The sequence below is a fragment of the Pseudomonas peli genome, from assembly GCF_050563605.1.
Lineage (GTDB): Bacteria > Pseudomonadota > Gammaproteobacteria > Pseudomonadales > Pseudomonadaceae > Aquipseudomonas > Aquipseudomonas peli_A.
This window is the reverse complement of the sequence record NZ_JBNXUH010000004.1, coordinates 172,914-188,574: the sequence shown is the minus strand read 5'-3', so window position 1 is coordinate 188,574 and position 15,661 is coordinate 172,914. Positions and strand designations below refer to the sequence as shown.

The window sequence follows — 15,661 nt, the reverse complement described above, 5'->3', positions numbered from 1 at the left end:
GAGCAGCCCGGACACAACAACAAAAAACCGTAAAGAGGCATTTATGCGTAAACCGGAACTCGCCGCCGCTATCGCCGATAAGGCGGATCTGACTAAAGATCAGGCAAACCGTGTACTTAACGCAGTACTTGAAGAAATCACCAACGCACTGAACCGCAAGGACAGCGTGACCCTGGTGGGCTTCGGTACTTTCGTGCAACGCCACCGCGGTGCTCGCACCGGTAAAAACCCGCAAACCGGCGAGCCGGTAAAGATCAAGGCCAGCAACACCGTCGCCTTCAAACCGGGCAAGTCCCTGAAAGACGCGGTCAACTGAGTCCTCAGGCCCGGGGCCTTTGGCTCCGGGCTGCACCACCCCGGCTAGCGTGTTCACGCCCTTCTTTCAGCCGGATGTAGTCCCCGCCGCAAACCGCTACAATGCGCCGCCTTTTCCCTACCCTTTGCGAGGCCTCGCGCATGAAATTCCGTTTTCTTCTGTGGATGCTGGGCCGTCTGATGGCCAAGGCCAGCCGCGAAAACCCAGCATTCCAACAGCAACTGCTGGACCGCGATATGGTCTTCCAGCTGCACACTCTGGACGGCAAAGTTGCCCGCCACTTCATTGTCAAAGACCAGCGCATCACCAGCAAGCGCGGCCCGGCTACTGAGCCGGCGTTCGCCCTCGGCTTCAAGGATGCCGCCTATGGTTTCGCCACCATGAGCGCGAAAAACAAGCAGCTGGCGTTTATGCAGGGCATTCAGAACAAGGACATCCAGATCCACGGCAACCCGGCGCTGGTGATCTGGTTCCAGGGCCTGACCAAATACCTGATGCCGAAGAAGAAAGACGCCGCCAAAAAAGCTGCCTGATCCGCAGCTGTGCGCGCCAGGGCTGGCCTGCGCGCACCGCATTCGCTAGGCTGGGCATAGCCCTAGTGAGAGTTTACCCATGCGTTTTCTGCTGATTGCCCTGCTGTTTTCCACCTCCCTTGTCCATGCCGCGCCCCCCAAAGCCGAAGCCTTTGCGCCGTTATTCGAGCTGGCAGGCATTCGTTTGCTCTGCGAGCAGAGCGCGCCGCTGGTGCAGCGTGGCCTGGACGATAAACAGCAAGCGCAGTTGGCCAAGGTGTTTGCCGCCGATGGCTTGTGCCTGGACTTGGCCAAGAAGCTGACCGCTAAGCTCGATCAAGCCCAGCTGGTACAGGCCAAGAGCCTGCTGGAAAGCCCGCTGGCGCAGGACTTTACTACCGCCGAGCGCTCGGTCGGTGAGGGCGGAGCGGAAGGCTTGGCGGCCTATCGCAAACAACTGGGCGCGCGGCCGCCGCGTGAGGAGCGTCTGGCTCTGGTGCGGCGCCTGGATGCCGCCGCGCACACCACCACCCTGGCCACCCTGTTGCGCTATGAAGTCGGCAAGACCCAGGCGTTTCTGGCGCTGCAGAGCCGTGGCGAAAGTATCGACGAGAAAGCCCTGAGCAGCCAGACCAAGGCTCAGGAAGACGCGCTGCGGGCCTCAAGCTCCGAGGCGGTGGAGTCTTTTATGCTCTATGCCTACCGGCAGATGCCCAGCGAAAAGCTGGCCGAATACGCCGCCCTGTATGAGCAGCCAGCCGTAGCGCAGTTGCTCGATAGCAGCGTGCAGGTGCTGCCGGAGCTGTTTGCCGCACGGCGTGCCCAGCTGAAGAAGTAGTTGGTCGGCTGAAACGACAAAGGGGCCCGTAGGCCCCTTTGTGCTTTCTGCGCTTTAGTGTGCGGGGTGGAATTGCGCCGCCAGTTCGCGCAGCGCGACTTCGGCGGCCAGCACCTTGCTCACGGCTTCTTCGGCCTTGTCCCGGCTGATGCCGAGGTTGTCGAACAGGCTTTGCGGAATCTCGCTCTGCGGGCCGGCACCAATGCCGCGATTGCGCAGCAGGCTGACCGACAGGCACACCAGGTTTGGGTAGGTGGCGTGGGGGCCGGTGTATTCGGGATCGTGCTGGAAGCGCAGGGCGCTGGCCAGTTCTTCCGGCATATCCCAGTAGCGCATCAGCCAGGCGCCGATCTGTTCGCGGCTGATACCGAGCAGATGCTGCTCGATATAGCTGTGCGACAGGTGCGGGTTGACCTCCAGGTGGCGGCAGATAAGCGAGAAGTGCGGCGGAAACACATGCGCCAGCACCAGGTAGCCGAAGTTGTGCAGCAGGCCGGCGAGATAGGTCAGGCCGGCTTCCGGGCGCTGTGCGCGCGGGATGGCGCGGGTCAGTCCTTCGATCACCGCAGCGCTGTAGATCGCCTGTTGCCAGTACGGCGTGGCCTGTTGCGGATGGTCCTTGGGCAGGCTCAGGGTTTTGCCCAGAGCGAGACCTAGGGCCAAGTTGATCACCAGGTCGAAGCCCAGCACGCGGACGATGGCGTCTTCCACCGAACGGATCTTGCCGGGTGCGGCGTAGTAGGGCGAGGCGGCCCAGCTGACCACCTGAGCGGCCAGCGCGGGGTCGGTTTCGACCACTCCGGTGATGTCGTCCACCGTGGCATCCGGGTCGACGCGCAGTTTGATGATTTTCTGCGCGGTTTCCGGCAGCGGTGGAATTTCGATGGTTTCTTCCAGGCGTTGCTGGATGCGCCGTGCGGTAAAGGCCTGTACCGCCAGGGTGATTTCCGCGCGGTCGTCGTCCGGACGATCGAGGTTCAGGCGGATATTGCTCAGAGGCTCGCCAAAACGCGCGGCGCTGGCCTTGCTCAGCAGGGTCTTGAAGGCGTCGGTGCTCAGCTCCAGCAGCACGCCGCGTTGGCCGGACTCGATATACAGGCTTGGCACCTGCAGCAGGCGCTCGTCATACAGGCACGGCGAGCTGGTCAGCGGCGGCAGGCCGGGCAGCACTTTCAGGCTGTGCTTGCCGAGCATGCGCTCCAGGCGCTCCGGCTTGACCGCAGTCAATTGGCGCCCGGTCAGTTCGGTCAGGCGGTTGAGGTCGAGCAGCTGGCTCTGCGGGTAGAGCACCAGCAGCGCGCCCACGGCGTCATCCAGTAATACCGCCTGCAGGCGTTGGGCAGCTGGTAGGCCGGGCAGGTCGCGGCAGACTTGGTAGGGCAGGCCGAGCTTTTCCAGTAGTTGCAGAATCACCGCTGGCGGGCGCGGAGCGGTGTCGGTAGCTAGGGCAAGTTCAGTCATGGCGGTATCCGGCTGAGGCAGCAATTTCACGAGTATAAACAGCGGGCTGGTGAATCGGCGGCGCAGGCGACGGGTGCACTGTGCGTTGGTTCACACTTGCCCGTATTGTTGGCCATGCCGCAACCAGCGTTCAAGTAGCGGGCTGACGTGCTGCGGCCAGTGTTCCAGTAGGGCCTGCGCAGCGTCGCGTACAGCAGGCAGCAGGTCGGCATCGCGCATCAGATCGGCGACCTTGAATTGCAGCAGGCCGGTCTGGCGGGTGCCGAGCATCTCGCCGGGGCCGCGCAGTTCCAGGTCCTTTTCGGCGATAACGAAACCATCGCAGGTCTCGCGCATGATTGCCAGGCGCTCGCGGCCCAGCTGTGACAACGGCGGGTGATAGAGCAGCAGGCAATGGCTGGCGGCGCTGCCGCGACCGACCCGGCCGCGCAACTGGTGCAGCTGGGCCAGGCCCAGGCGTTCCGGGTTCTCGATGATCATCAGGCTGGCATTGGGCACATCGACGCCGACCTCGATCACCGTGGTGGCCACCAGCAACTGCAGCTGGCCCTGTTTGAACTGGTCCATCACCGCAGCTTTTTCCGCCGGTTTCATGCGCCCGTGAATCAGGCCGACATTCAGCCCGCCGAGCGCCGCCGATAAATCCTCGAAGGTGGTTTCTGCGGCCTGGCAGGTCAGTTCTTCGGATTCCTCGATCAACGTGCAGACCCAGTAGGCCTGACGCCCTTCATTACAGGCCAAACGCACGCGCTCGACCACTTCCAGACGGCGACTGTCGGCGATCACCAGGGTGTTCACCGGGGTACGACCGGGCGGCAGTTCGTCAAGGATCGAGGTGTCGAGGTCGGCGTAGGCGCTCATCGCCAGGGTTCGCGGGATTGGCGTGGCGGTCATGATCAGCTGGTGCGGGCACATACGCCCGCCAATGCCTTTCTGCCGCAGGGCCAGGCGCTGCTGCACGCCGAAGCGGTGCTGCTCATCGATAATCACCAGGGCCAGCTTGGCAAAGCGCACTTCATCCTGGAACAGCGCGTGGGTGCCAACCACCATGGGCGCGCCTGCGGCGATCTGCTCCAGAGCACTGGCGCGGGCCTTGCCCTTGAGCTTGCCGGCCAGCCAGGCGACTTCCAGACCCAGTGGGGCGAGCCATTTGCTGAAATTGATGAAATGCTGCTCGGCGAGAATCTCGGTAGGCGCCATCAGCGCCACCTGATAACTGGCTTCCAGTGCCTGCAATGCGGCAAAGGCGGCGACCACGGTCTTGCCGGCGCCGACATCGCCCTGCACCAGGCGCAGCATCGGTTCGCTCTGGCTGAGGTCGTAGGCGATTTCCGCGCCGACCCGCTGTTGCGCGCCGGTGGGGGTAAAACCCAGGTTGGCCAGGTACTGCTGCGGCAGGGTTTTCGCCAAGGGCAGCGCCGGGGCCTGCTGTGCGCGCACGCTTTCGCGCAGGCGTTGCAGCGACAGTTGGTGGGTCAGCAGTTCCTCGAAGGCCAGGCGGTGTTGGGCCCAGTGGCGGCCTTCGGCGAGTTCTTCCAAGTCGGCATCCGGCGGTGGCCGATGCAGGTAACGGATGGCTTGGTCGAGCGGGCTGAGCTGGTAATCGTCGGCCAGTTCGCGCGGCAGCCAATCCGGCAGGCTGTGCGGGCCCAAACGGGCCAGGGCTTGCTCGCTGAGCTGGCGCAGGCGCTGCTGGGTCAGGCCTTCGGTAGTCGGGTAGATCGGCGTCAGGGTCTGTTCCACGGCAATCGGTTCGCTGCCGGACAGCGCGCGGTATTCCGGGTGATAGATCTCCAGACCCGATGAGCCTGGTCGTACCTCACCGTAGCAACGCACCTGCGTGCCGCGCTTAAGGCCTTCCTTTTGCGCCTGGCTGAAGTGATAGAAGCGTAGGGAGAGGGTGCCGCTGCCATCCTGCAGGCGTACCAGCAGGCTACGGCGTCGACCCATGACCACATCGGCGCCGGCGACTATGCCTTCAACTACTGCGTCCTGACCGGTGCGCAGCGCGCCAATCGGTACGATGCGGGTGCGGTCCTGATAGCGTAACGGCAAGTGGAACAGCACGTCCTGCAGGGATTCCAGGCCGACCTTGGCGAGCTTTTCGGCCAGGGCGGCACCCACGCCTTTCAGCGCGGTGACAGAAACCGCGGCCAGCTCGGTCATGGCCTGTCTTAGCTGCTCTTGGGCAGTGGTTTGGCCACCGAGCACAGGCGGATCGAATCGGTCAGCACTTCGATGGCGTTCGGCCGCGGGAAGCTGGCGCGCCAGGCGATGGCCACGGTGCGGAACGGCGTGGGCGGGCTGAGCGGGCGCACTTCGATCACGCCGGGGGCGTAGTGGTGGCTGTCGACGGCGGAGAACGGCAGGATCGACACGCCAAGGCCTGAGGCGACCATATGGCGGATGGTTTCCAGCGAGCTGGATTCCACCGTGGTGTGTTTGGCGCTGTCTTCGCCGCCTTTGCGCAGGGTCGGACAGGCCTCAAGCACTTGATCGCGGAAGCAGTGGCCTTCGCCGAGCAGCAGCAGGCTCTTGTCGTTCAGTAATTTGCTGTCGATGGTTTTCATCGCGGCCCAGGGGTGGCCGGCCGGCAGCAGGGCGTAGAACGGCTCGTCGTACAGCGGCTTGGTCAGCACGTCGGCTTCATGGAACGGCAGGGCGATGATGATCGCGTCCAGCTCGCCATTGCGCAGCTTATCGCGCAGCACGTGGGTAAAGTTCTCTTCGATATACAGAGGCATCTGCGGCGCGACGCGGTGCAGTTGCGGAATCAGGTGCGGGAACAGATAAGGGCCGACGGTGTAGATCGCGCCGATTTTCAGCGGCGCGGCCATCTGGTTCTTGCCGGCCTGGGCCAGCTCGCGGATGCCCTGGGCCTGCTCCAGCACCTTCTGCGCCTGGGTAACGATGCCCTCACCGACCGGAGTCAGGCGCACTGCGCTCTTGCTGCGTTCGAAGATCAGCACACCCAGCTCATCTTCGAGTTTCTTCACCCCCACCGACAGCGTCGGCTGGCTGACATGACAACGCTCGGCGGCGCGGCCGAAGTGCTGTTCCTGAGCGAGGGTGACTATGTAGCGCAGTTCGGTGAGGGTCATAGTCTTTATCCATTGAGATGCAGCCAAGCATAGCGGCTGTATTCAATGGAACCAACTGCTGATGCGCTTCAGCGCCCGTGGCTGGTGTGTTGAAAGGGTTTTGACGATTGGCTACGCATTTATGTCGCTTTGTGAACAGAAAATAATTAGTTACTAAAACGTTGTGCGAATAGAATTGCGGCCATACTTTGCGGGCGACCCAGCTTGGGGTTCGCACTCGCCACAATAAAATTATACAAGCCGTTCCTTTTACCCAAGGAGTACCGGCATGCCTGATGCGGTAACGACCATGTCCCATAACTGGGCTTTTGCTGTGTTCCTGCTGGGAGTCTTCGGGCTCATCGGTTTTATGCTTGGCCTGTCCAGCCTGCTGGGTAGCAAAGCCTGGGGCCGCAGCAAGAATGAGCCCTTTGAATCCGGCATGTTGCCCGTCGGCAGCGCGCGTCTGCGCCTGTCAGCCAAATTCTATCTGGTCGCGATGCTCTTCGTGATCTTCGACGTTGAAGCCCTCTTTCTCTTCGCTTGGGCAGTTTCGGTGCGCGAAAGCGGCTGGGCTGGGCTGATCGAAGCTACAGTCTTTATAGCAATTCTGTTGGCAGGTCTTGTCTACCTTTGGCGGATTGGGGCGCTCGATTGGGCACCTCAGGGCCGTCGCGAGCGGCAGGCGAAGCTAAAACAATGAGGCTTTGGCGATGCACTACAAACTTACTCGGATCGATCCGGATGCGCCCAATGAGCGCTATCCGGTCGGCGAGCGGGAGACCGTTTCCGACCCGCTGCTAGATGATCAAGTCCACAAGAACATCTACATGGGCAAACTTGCCGATGTTCTGAATGGCGCAGTGAACTGGGGGCGCAAGAACTCCCTATGGCCGTATAACTTCGGCCTGTCCTGCTGCTATGTGGAGATGACCACCGCCTTTACCGCGCCGCACGACGTGGCCCGGTTTGGCGCGGAAGTGATTCGAGCCTCCCCACGCCAGGCGGACTTCATGGTCATCGCTGGCACCTGCTTTATCAAGATGGCTCCGGTCATCCAGCGCCTGTACGAGCAGATGCTGGAACCCAAGTGGGTGATCTCGATGGGCTCCTGCGCCAACTCTGGCGGCATGTACGACATCTACTCCGTGGTCCAGGGGGTCGACAAATTCCTGCCGGTCGACGTCTATATTCCCGGTTGCCCGCCCCGTCCCGAGGCATTTCTGCAGGGCTTGATGCTGCTGCAGGAATCCATCGGTCAGGAGCGCCGGCCGTTGTCCTGGGTAGTCGGTGATCAGGGTGTTTACCGTGCCGACATGCCTTCGCAGAAAGAACAGCGTCGCGAGCAGCGGATCGCCGTGACCAATCTGCGTAGCCCCGACGAAGTGTGAGCCTGGGCTCGCTTGAGCCCGCCTACTGACGCCGTTGACCGATAGCGACCGAGACCATGACTGCAGACAGCATTCTGTCCATACCGCCGTACAAGGCTGACGACCAAGATGTGGTCGTCGAACTGAATTCCCGTTTTGGCGCCGACGCCTTTACCGCACAGAGCACCCGTACCGGCATGCCGGTGCTGTGGGTGGCCCGCGAGCGGCTGGTCGAAATCCTGACCTTCCTGCGCAACCTGCCGCGCCCCTACGTCATGCTGTATGACCTGCATGGCGTCGACGAGCGCCTGCGCACCCAGCGTCGCGGTCTGCCGGGTGCGGATTTCACCGTGTTCTATCACCTGATGTCGCTGGAGCGGAACAGCGACATCATGCTCAAGGTTGCCTTGAACGAGCGCGACCTCAATGTGCCCAGTGTCACCAGTATCTGGCCCAATGCCAACTGGTATGAACGCGAAGTCTGGGACCTCTATGGCATTCACTTCAGCGGCCACCCGCACCTGACGCGGATCATGATGCCGCCGACTTGGGAAGGTCACCCGCTGCGCAAGGACTACCCGGCGCGCGCCACCGAGTTCGATCCGTTCAGCCTGACCCTGGCCAAACAGCAGCTGGAAGAAGAGGCCGCGCGCTTCAAGCCGGAAGACTGGGGCATGAAGCGCGGCAGCGAGCATGAGGACTATATGTTCCTCAACCTCGGCCCCAATCACCCGTCGGCTCACGGTGCGTTCCGCATCATCCTGCAGCTCGATGGTGAAGAGATTGTCGACTGCGTGCCCGAGGTTGGCTATCACCACCGTGGCGCCGAGAAGATGGCTGAACGGCAGAGCTGGCACAGCTTTATTCCCTACACCGACCGCATCGACTACCTCGGCGGGGTGATGAATAACCTGCCGTACGTGCTGGCCGTGGAAAAACTCGCGGGCATCACCGTGCCGCAGCGGGTCGACGTGATCCGCATCATGCTCGCCGAGTTCTTCCGCATCACCAGCCACCTGTTGTTCCTCGGCACTTATATCCAGGACGTCGGCGCGATGACCCCGGTGTTCTTCACCTTCACCGACCGCCAGCGTGCCTACAAGGTGATCGAAGCCATCACCGGCTTCCGTCTGCACCCGGCCTGGTACCGCATCGGCGGTGTCGCCCACGATCTGCCGCGTGGTTGGGATCGTCTGGTCAAAGAATTCGTCGACTGGTTGCCCAAGCGCCTCGACGAGTATGAGAAAGCAGCGCTGCAGAACAGCATCCTCAAGGCGCGGACCATCGGTGTGGCGCAGTACAACACCAAAGAAGCGCTGGAGTGGGGCACCACAGGTGCTGGCTTGCGCGCTACTGGCTGCGACTTCGACCTGCGCAAGGCGCGACCGTATTCCGGCTACGAGAACTTCGAGTTCGAAGTGCCGCTGGCCGCCAATGGCGATGCCTACGACCGCTGCATGGTGCGCGTGGAAGAGATGCGTCAGAGCATCAAGATCATCGACCAGTGCCTGCGCAATATGCCGGAAGGCCCATACAAGGCCGATCATCCGCTGACCACGCCACCGCCGAAAGAGCGCACGCTGCAGCACATCGAAACCCTGATCACCCACTTCCTGCAGGTTTCCTGGGGCCCGGTGATGCCGGCCAACGAGAGCTTCCAGATGATCGAGGCGACCAAGGGCATCAACAGCTACTACCTGACCAGCGACGGCAGCACCATGAGCTACCGCACGCGCATTCGTACGCCGAGCTTCCCGCACCTGCAGCAGATCCCTTCGGTGATTCGCGGCAGCATGGTCGCCGACCTGATCGCGTACCTGGGCAGTATCGACTTCGTTATGGCTGACGTGGACCGCTGATTATGAATACGCTTATTCAGACTGATCGTTTCATCCTCAGCGAAGCCGAACATGCGGCCATTGAGCATGAGATGCACCACTACGAAGACCCGCGCGCTGCGTCGATCGAAGCGCTGAAAATCGTGCAGAAAGCCCGTGGCTGGGTGCCGGATGGCGCCGCCGATGCGATTGGCGAAATCCTCGGTATTCCCGCCAGCGATGTCGAAGGTGTGGCCACCTTCTATAGTCAGATTTTCCGTCAGCCGGTGGGCCGCCACATCATCCGCGTATGCGACAGCATGACCTGCTATGTCGGTGGCCATGAGTCGGTCGTCGCTGAAATGCACAAGCAGCTCGGTATCGGCCTCGGCGAGACCACCAGCGATAGCCGCTTTACCTTGCTGCCGGTGTGCTGCCTGGGTAACTGCGACAAGGCCCCGGCGCTGATGATCGACGACGACACCTTTGGTGACGTGCAACCTGATGGCGTCGCCAAACTGCTGGAGGCCTACGTATGAGCATCAAGACGCTGACCTCCATCGGCCCGGCCAACAAGATCGCCCGCAGCGAGGAAAGCCATCCGCTGACCTGGCGCTTGCGTGACGACGCCCAGCCGGTGTGGCTGGAGGAGTACCAGCAGAAGAACGGCTACGCCGCAGCGCGCAAAGCGTTGAGTGAGATGGCTCAGGCTGACATCGTGCAGACGGTGAAAGACTCCGGCCTCAAAGGCCGTGGCGGTGCCGGCTTCCCCACCGGGGTGAAGTGGGGGCTGATGCCCGCCGACGAATCCATGAACATCCGCTACCTGCTGTGCAACGCGGACGAGATGGAACCGAACACCTGGAAAGACCGCATGCTGATGGAGCAGCTGCCGCACCTGCTGGTGGAAGGCATGCTGATTTCTGCCCGCGCGCTCAAGGCCTATCGCGGTTACATCTTCCTACGCGGCGAATACGTCGATGCGGCGGCGAATCTCAATCGCGCCATCGAGGAAGCCAAGGCCGCCGGCCTGCTCGGCAAGAACATTCTCGGCAGCGGTTTCGATTTCGAGCTGTTCGTGCACACCGGTGCCGGGCGCTATATCTGCGGTGAAGAAACCGCGCTGATCAACTCCCTCGAAGGTCGCCGCGCCAACCCGCGCGCCAAGCCGCCGTTCCCTGCCGCCGTTGGCGTTTGGGGCAAGCCGACCTGCGTGAACAACGTCGAGACCCTGTGCAACGTGCCGGCCGTCGTTGGTAACGGTGTGGATTGGTACAAGAGCCTGGCCCGCCCGGAGAGTGAAGACCACGGCACCAAGCTGATGGGCTTCTCCGGCAAGGTGAAGAACCCCGGTCTGTGGGAGCTACCCTTCGGCGTCAGCGCCCGCGAGTTGTTCGAGGACTACGCCGGCGGCATGCGCGATGGCTATACCCTCAAGTGCTGGCAACCCGGCGGTGCCGGCACCGGCTTCCTGCTCCCCGAGCACCTGGATGCGCTGATGTATGCCGGCGGTATCGGCAAGGTCGGCACGCGCATGGGCACCGGCCTGGCACTGGCGGTGGACGACAGCATCAGCATGGTCTCGCTGCTGCGCAATATGGAAGAGTTCTTCGCCCGCGAGTCCTGCGGCTGGTGTACCCCATGCCGCGACGGTCTGCCGTGGAGCGTGAAAATTCTCCGCGCCCTAGAGCGCAAGCAAGGCACGCAGCAGGACATCGACACGCTGCTCGGTCTGGTCAACTTCCTCGGCCCTGGCAAAACCTTCTGCGCCCATGCACCGGGTGCGGTTGAGCCGTTGGGCAGTGCGATCAAGTATTTCCGTTCGGAGTTCGAGGCTGGCGTGGCCAGCTCAGCGGCTCCGGCGACGACGGGGCAATTCGTCCCCGCGTAAAACAATGGCGCTCTGGCGGCCACTGACCTGGCCCCGCAGCACAACGTGATTCCATTAGCCAAGCCCGCTTCGGTGGGCAAAGAAGAAACCTGAACCATGGCCACTATCCACGTAGACGGCAAAGATTTCGAAGTCGATGGGGCGGACAACCTGCTGCAGGCCTGCCTGTCCCTCGGTCTCGATATCCCTTACTTCTGCTGGCACCCGGCGCTCGGTAGCGTCGGCGCCTGCCGCCAGTGCGCGGTCAAGCAGTACACCGATGAAAACGATACGCGCGGGCGCATCGTCATGTCGTGCATGACGCCGGCCACCGACAACACCTGGATCAGCATCGACGATGAAGAATCCAAGGCGTTCCGCGCCAGCGTTGTCGAGTGGCTGATGACCAACCACCCGCACGACTGCCCGGTGTGCGAGGAGGGCGGCCATTGCCACCTGCAGGACATGACGGTGATGACTGGCCACAACCAGCGCCGTTATCGCTTCACCAAACGCACCCACCAGAACCAGCAGCTCGGGCCGTTCATCTCTCATGAGATGAACCGCTGCATCGCCTGCTACCGCTGCGTGCGCTACTACAAGGATTACGCCGGCGGCACTGACCTCGGTGTGTACGGCGCGCATGACAACGTGTACTTCGGCCGGGTCGAAGACGGCGTGCTGGAAAGCGAATTCTCCGGCAACCTGGTCGAGGTCTGCCCGACCGGTGTGTTCACCGACAAGACCCACTCCGAGCGCTACAACCGCAAGTGGGACATGCAGTTTGCGCCGAGCATTTGCCATGGCTGCGCCAGCGGCTGCAACACCAGCCCCGGCGAGCGCTACGGCGAACTGCGGCGCATCGAAAACCGCTTCAACGGCGATGTGAACCAGTACTTCCTCTGTGACCGAGGCCGCTTCGGCTACGGCTACGTCAACCGCACTGATCGCCCGCGTCAGCCGCTGCTGGTGAATAAAGACGGTGGCGAAAAACTCGGCATCGACGCCGCGCTGGACAAGGCCGCCGAGCTGCTCAAGGGCAAACGCGTAATCGGCATCGGTTCGCCGCGCGCCAGCCTGGAAAGCAACTTCGCCCTGCGTGAGCTGGTCGGCGAGGCCAACTACTACTCCGGTATCGCCGCTGGTGAGCTGGAAAATATCCGTCTGATCCGCGACATCCTGCAGAACGGCCCGCTGCCGGTGCCGACCCTGCGTGAAGTGGAGCAGCACGACGCGGTGTTTATCCTCGGTGAAGACCTCACCCAGACCGCCGCACGGATGGCCCTGGCTCTGCGTCAGACGGTCAAGGGCAAGGCCACTGAAATCGCAGCGTCGGCGAAGATTCAGGACTGGCACATGGCTGCCGTGCAGAACGTCGCCCAGGACGCGCTGCATCCACTGTTTATCGCCAGCGTCACCGCCACGCGTCTGGATGATATTGCCGAAGCCTGCGTGCATGCCGCGCCGGCCGACTTGGCGCGTATCGGTTTCGCCGTGGCCCACGTCATCGACCCGAGCGCACCAGCGGTTAACGGCCTGGATGCGGATGTCGGTGAGCTGGTGCAGTTGATTGCCGAAGCGCTGCTTGAAGCCAAGCGTCCGCTGATCGTTGCTGGCGCATCCCTGGGCGAGAAGAGCCTGATCGAAGCCGCAGCGAATATCGCCAGCGCGCTGAAAAATCGCGAAAAGAACGCTTCCATCAGCCTGGTGGTGCCGGAAGCCAACAGCATGGGCCTGGCCCTGCTGGGGGGCGAGTCTGTCGATGCGGCGCTGCAGGCGCTGACATCCGGCCAGGCCGATGCCGTGATCGTGTTGGAAAACGACCTGTACCGCCGCGCCGATGCAGCCAAGGTCGATGCCGCTTTGACGGCTGCCAAGTTGGTGATTGTCGCTGATCATCAGCACACCGCCACCAGCGAAAAAGCCCACCTGCTGCTGCCGGTAGCCAGCTTCGCCGAAGGCGATGGCACCCTGGTCAGCTTTGAAGGCCGCGCCCAGCGTTTCTTCCAGGTGTTCGAACCGAGCTACTACGACGGCAATATCCTGATTCGCGAAGGCTGGCGCTGGCTGCATGCCCTGCACAGCACGCTACAGGGCAAGCCGCTCGACTGGACTCAGCTGGATGCGGTGACCGCGGCCGTTGCTGCCAGCAACAGCTTGCTGGCCCGTATCGGCGAAGCGGCGCCAAACGCCACCTTCCGCATCAAGGGCCTCAAACTGGCCCGTGAGCCGCACCGTTACAGCGGTCGCACCGCCATGCGCGCCAATATCAGCGTGCACGAGCCGCGCCAGCCGCAGGATCAGGATTCGGCCTTTGCCTTCTCCATGGAAGGCTATTCCGGCAGCAAGGAAGACCGTCAGCAGATTCCATTTGCCTGGTCGCCGGGCTGGAACTCGCCGCAAGCCTGGAACAAGTTTCAGGACGAAGTCGGCGGCCATCTGCGCGCTGGCGATCCCGGTGTGCGTCTGCTGGAAGCCAAAGGCACGGTGCTGCCGTGGTTCAGCGCACCGGCCGCCTTTAACCCGGCACCGGGCACCTTGCAGGCTGTGCCGCTGCATCACCTGTTTGGCAGTGAAGAAACCTCGGCCGGTGCCGCGCCGCTGCAGGAGCGCATTCCCGCACCTTACGCGTTGCTGGCCAAGGCCGAAGCGGATCGTCTGGGCGTAAATGATGGCGCGCTGCTTAGCCTGACGGTCGCTGGGCAGACTCTGCGCCTGCCGCTGCAGATCACCGAAGAGCTGGCCATCGGTGTGGTCGGCCTGCCAGTCGGTTTGGCGGGCATGCCGGCGCTGATCGCAGGTAGCGTGGTCACCCGCATTGAGGAGGCCGCGCAATGAGTTGGCTGACCCCTGAAGTGCTGGACGTATTGATCGCCGTACTCAAAGCCATTGTGATTCTGCTGGTGGTGGTGGTCTGCGGCGCGCTGCTGAGCTTTGTCGAACGCCGTCTGCTGGGCTGGTGGCAGGACCGCTACGGTCCCAACCGGGTCGGGCCGTTCGGCATGTTCCAGATCGCAGCGGACATGATCAAGATGTTCTTCAAGGAGGACTGGACGCCGCCGTTCGCCGACAAGTTCATCTTTATCCTGGCGCCGATGATCGCCTTCGCCGCCATGTTGATGGCCTTTGCGATCATCCCGATCACCCCGAACTGGGGCGTGGCGGACCTGAACATCGGCATCCTGTTCTTCTTCGCCATGGCTGGGCTGTCGGTGTATGCCGTGCTGTTCGCCGGCTGGGCGAGTAATAACAAGTTTGCCCTGCTCGGCGCGCTGCGCGCCTCGGCGCAGACGGTGTCCTACGAGGTGTTTCTGGCGCTGGCGCTGATGGGCATCGTCGCCCAGGTTGGCTCGTTCAACATGCGCGATATCGTCGATTACCAAGCGGAAAACCTCTGGTTCATCATTCCGCAGTTCTTCGGCTTCTGTACCTTCTTTATCGCCGGCGTGGCGGTGACTCACCGTCACCCCTTCGACCAGCCGGAAGCTGAGCAGGAGCTGGCCGATGGTTACCACATCGAATATGCCGGGATGAAATGGGGCATGTTCTTCGTTGGTGAGTACATCGGCATCATCACCATCTCGGCGCTGCTGGTAACCCTGTTCTTCGGTGGTTGGCACGGGCCGTTTGGCATCCTGCCGCAGATTCCGTTTTTCTGGTTTGCCCTGAAAACCTGCTTCTTCATCATGATCTTCATCCTGCTGCGCGCCTCGATTCCGCGGCCACGGTATGACCAGGTCATGGCCTTCAGCTGGAAGTTCTGCCTGCCGCTGACCCTGATCAACCTGCTGGTGACCGGCGCATTCGTGCTGGCCGCGGCCCAGTAAGGAGAACCACAGAATGTTCAAATACATACGGGATGTGGTGCACGGCACCTACACCCAACTGCGCAGCATGGCCATGGTCTTCAGCCATGGCTTTCGCAAGCGCGACACCCTGCAATACCCGGAAGAGGCGGTGTACCTGCCGCCACGCTATCGCGGGCGCATCGTCCTGACACGCGACCCCGACGGCGAAGAGCGTTGTGTGGCCTGCAACCTGTGCGCGGTGGCCTGCCCGGTGGGCTGTATCTCGCTGCAGAAGGCGGAAACCCCGGATGGCCGCTGGTACCCGGATTTCTTCCGCATCAACTTCTCGCGCTGCATCTTCTGCGGCCTGTGCGAAGAAGCTTGCCCGACCACGGCGATCCAACTTACTCCGGATTTCGAAATGGGCGAGTTCAAGCGTCAGGACCTGGTGTACGAGAAAGAAGACCTGCTGATCAGCGGCCCGGGCAAGAACCCGGACTACAACTTCTACCGCGTCGCCGGTATGGCCATTGCCGGCAAGCCGAAAGGCGCCGCGCAAAACGAAGCCGAACCGATCAACGTCAAAGGCCTACTGCCCTAAGGAGGGGA

Annotated in this window: 14 protein-coding genes; 11 read left to right on the top strand and 3 right to left on the bottom strand. The window is 62.4% G+C overall.

From position 1 onward, the window contains the following. The first annotated feature begins 43 nt into the window (after positions 1-43). From ACQ4LH_RS06825 to ACQ4LH_RS06815, 3 genes are all read left to right on the top strand, one after another. Complete coding sequence (locus ACQ4LH_RS06825) at positions 44-316, top strand: HU family DNA-binding protein (RefSeq protein WP_090250753.1); 273 nt, start codon at positions 44-46, stop codon at positions 314-316. A gap of 140 nt (positions 317-456) precedes the next feature. Further along, entirely contained in the window at positions 457-849 is a 393-nt protein-coding gene (locus ACQ4LH_RS06820) for a helicase (RefSeq protein ID WP_430696513.1), read from the top strand. A 79-nt stretch (positions 850-928) separates the two neighbouring features. After that, on the top strand, positions 929-1,666 hold the full coding sequence (locus ACQ4LH_RS06815) for a hypothetical protein (RefSeq protein ID WP_430696512.1): 738 nt from the start codon (positions 929-931) through the stop codon (positions 1,664-1,666). Between the two features lie 54 nt (positions 1,667-1,720). On the opposite strand, the gene ACQ4LH_RS06810 is transcribed toward ACQ4LH_RS06815, so the two are convergent. The 3 genes from ACQ4LH_RS06810 to ACQ4LH_RS06800 form a co-directional block, all read right to left on the bottom strand. After that, positions 1,721-3,127, bottom strand: a complete 1,407-nt coding sequence (locus ACQ4LH_RS06810) for an aminoacyl-tRNA deacylase and HDOD domain-containing protein (RefSeq protein WP_430696511.1) — start codon at positions 3,125-3,127, stop codon at positions 1,721-1,723. Positions 3,128-3,217: 90 nt separating this feature from the next. Continuing rightward, positions 3,218-5,293, bottom strand: coding sequence for an ATP-dependent DNA helicase RecG (gene recG / locus ACQ4LH_RS06805; RefSeq protein ID WP_430696510.1), 2,076 nt, complete (start codon positions 5,291-5,293; stop codon positions 3,218-3,220). A gap of 8 nt (positions 5,294-5,301) precedes the next feature. After that, complete coding sequence (locus ACQ4LH_RS06800) at positions 5,302-6,228, bottom strand: hydrogen peroxide-inducible genes activator (protein ID WP_090379691.1); 927 nt, start codon at positions 6,226-6,228, stop codon at positions 5,302-5,304. Between the two features lie 268 nt (positions 6,229-6,496). On the opposite strand from ACQ4LH_RS06800, the gene ACQ4LH_RS06795 reads away from it, so the two are divergent. From ACQ4LH_RS06795 to nuoI, 8 genes are all read left to right on the top strand, one after another. Further along, complete coding sequence (locus tag ACQ4LH_RS06795) at positions 6,497-6,910, top strand: NADH-quinone oxidoreductase subunit A (RefSeq protein WP_090250607.1); 414 nt, start codon at positions 6,497-6,499, stop codon at positions 6,908-6,910. 10 nt (positions 6,911-6,920) lie between these two features. After that, a complete protein-coding gene (locus ACQ4LH_RS06790; RefSeq protein WP_108489146.1) occupies positions 6,921-7,598 on the top strand; it encodes a NuoB/complex I 20 kDa subunit family protein in 678 nt (225 codons plus the stop codon). A gap of 56 nt (positions 7,599-7,654) precedes the next feature. Then, complete coding sequence (nuoC, locus tag ACQ4LH_RS06785; RefSeq protein WP_430696509.1) at positions 7,655-9,436, top strand: NADH-quinone oxidoreductase subunit C/D; 1,782 nt, start codon at positions 7,655-7,657, stop codon at positions 9,434-9,436. 2 nt (positions 9,437-9,438) lie between these two features. Further along, a complete protein-coding gene (gene nuoE / locus ACQ4LH_RS06780; RefSeq protein WP_430696508.1) occupies positions 9,439-9,933 on the top strand; it encodes an NADH-quinone oxidoreductase subunit NuoE in 495 nt (164 codons plus the stop codon). Next, a complete protein-coding gene (gene nuoF / locus ACQ4LH_RS06775; RefSeq protein WP_430696507.1) occupies positions 9,930-11,285 on the top strand; it encodes an NADH-quinone oxidoreductase subunit NuoF in 1,356 nt (451 codons plus the stop codon). The genes nuoE and nuoF overlap by 4 nt, the downstream gene beginning before the upstream one ends. Positions 11,286-11,381: 96 nt before the next feature. Then, positions 11,382-14,102, top strand: coding sequence for an NADH-quinone oxidoreductase subunit NuoG (gene nuoG, locus ACQ4LH_RS06770; RefSeq protein ID WP_430696506.1), 2,721 nt, complete (start codon positions 11,382-11,384; stop codon positions 14,100-14,102). Continuing rightward, complete coding sequence (gene nuoH / locus ACQ4LH_RS06765) at positions 14,099-15,091, top strand: NADH-quinone oxidoreductase subunit NuoH (RefSeq protein WP_275960207.1); 993 nt, start codon at positions 14,099-14,101, stop codon at positions 15,089-15,091. The genes nuoG and nuoH overlap by 4 nt, the downstream gene beginning before the upstream one ends. A 13-nt stretch (positions 15,092-15,104) precedes the next feature. Further along, complete coding sequence (gene nuoI, locus ACQ4LH_RS06760) at positions 15,105-15,653, top strand: NADH-quinone oxidoreductase subunit NuoI (protein WP_090250592.1); 549 nt, start codon at positions 15,105-15,107, stop codon at positions 15,651-15,653. Positions 15,654-15,661: the final 8 nt, after the last annotated feature.

What these genes read in the sequence shown, in the direction of transcription:
- ACQ4LH_RS06825 (WP_090250753.1), top strand. Translation starts at nt 44, where the DNA reads ATGCGTAAACCGGAACTCGCCGCCGCTATCGCCGATAAGGCGGATCTG.
- ACQ4LH_RS06820 (WP_430696513.1), top strand. Translation starts at nt 457, where the DNA reads ATGAAATTCCGTTTTCTTCTGTGGATGCTGGGCCGTCTGATGGCCAAG.
- ACQ4LH_RS06815 (WP_430696512.1), top strand. Translation starts at nt 929, where the DNA reads ATGCGTTTTCTGCTGATTGCCCTGCTGTTTTCCACCTCCCTTGTCCAT.
- ACQ4LH_RS06810 (WP_430696511.1), bottom strand. Translation starts at nt 3,127, where the DNA reads ATGACTGAACTTGCCCTAGCTACCGACACCGCTCCGCGCCCGCCAGCG.
- recG (WP_430696510.1), bottom strand. Translation starts at nt 5,293, where the DNA reads ATGACCGAGCTGGCCGCGGTTTCTGTCACCGCGCTGAAAGGCGTGGGT.
- ACQ4LH_RS06800 (WP_090379691.1), bottom strand. Translation starts at nt 6,228, where the DNA reads ATGACCCTCACCGAACTGCGCTACATAGTCACCCTCGCTCAGGAACAG.
- ACQ4LH_RS06795 (WP_090250607.1), top strand. Translation starts at nt 6,497, where the DNA reads ATGCCTGATGCGGTAACGACCATGTCCCATAACTGGGCTTTTGCTGTG.
- ACQ4LH_RS06790 (WP_108489146.1), top strand. Translation starts at nt 6,921, where the DNA reads ATGCACTACAAACTTACTCGGATCGATCCGGATGCGCCCAATGAGCGC.
- nuoC (WP_430696509.1), top strand. Translation starts at nt 7,655, where the DNA reads ATGACTGCAGACAGCATTCTGTCCATACCGCCGTACAAGGCTGACGAC.
- nuoE (WP_430696508.1), top strand. Translation starts at nt 9,439, where the DNA reads ATGAATACGCTTATTCAGACTGATCGTTTCATCCTCAGCGAAGCCGAA.
- nuoF (WP_430696507.1), top strand. Translation starts at nt 9,930, where the DNA reads ATGAGCATCAAGACGCTGACCTCCATCGGCCCGGCCAACAAGATCGCC.
- nuoG (WP_430696506.1), top strand. Translation starts at nt 11,382, where the DNA reads ATGGCCACTATCCACGTAGACGGCAAAGATTTCGAAGTCGATGGGGCG.
- nuoH (WP_275960207.1), top strand. Translation starts at nt 14,099, where the DNA reads ATGAGTTGGCTGACCCCTGAAGTGCTGGACGTATTGATCGCCGTACTC.
- nuoI (WP_090250592.1), top strand. Translation starts at nt 15,105, where the DNA reads ATGTTCAAATACATACGGGATGTGGTGCACGGCACCTACACCCAACTG.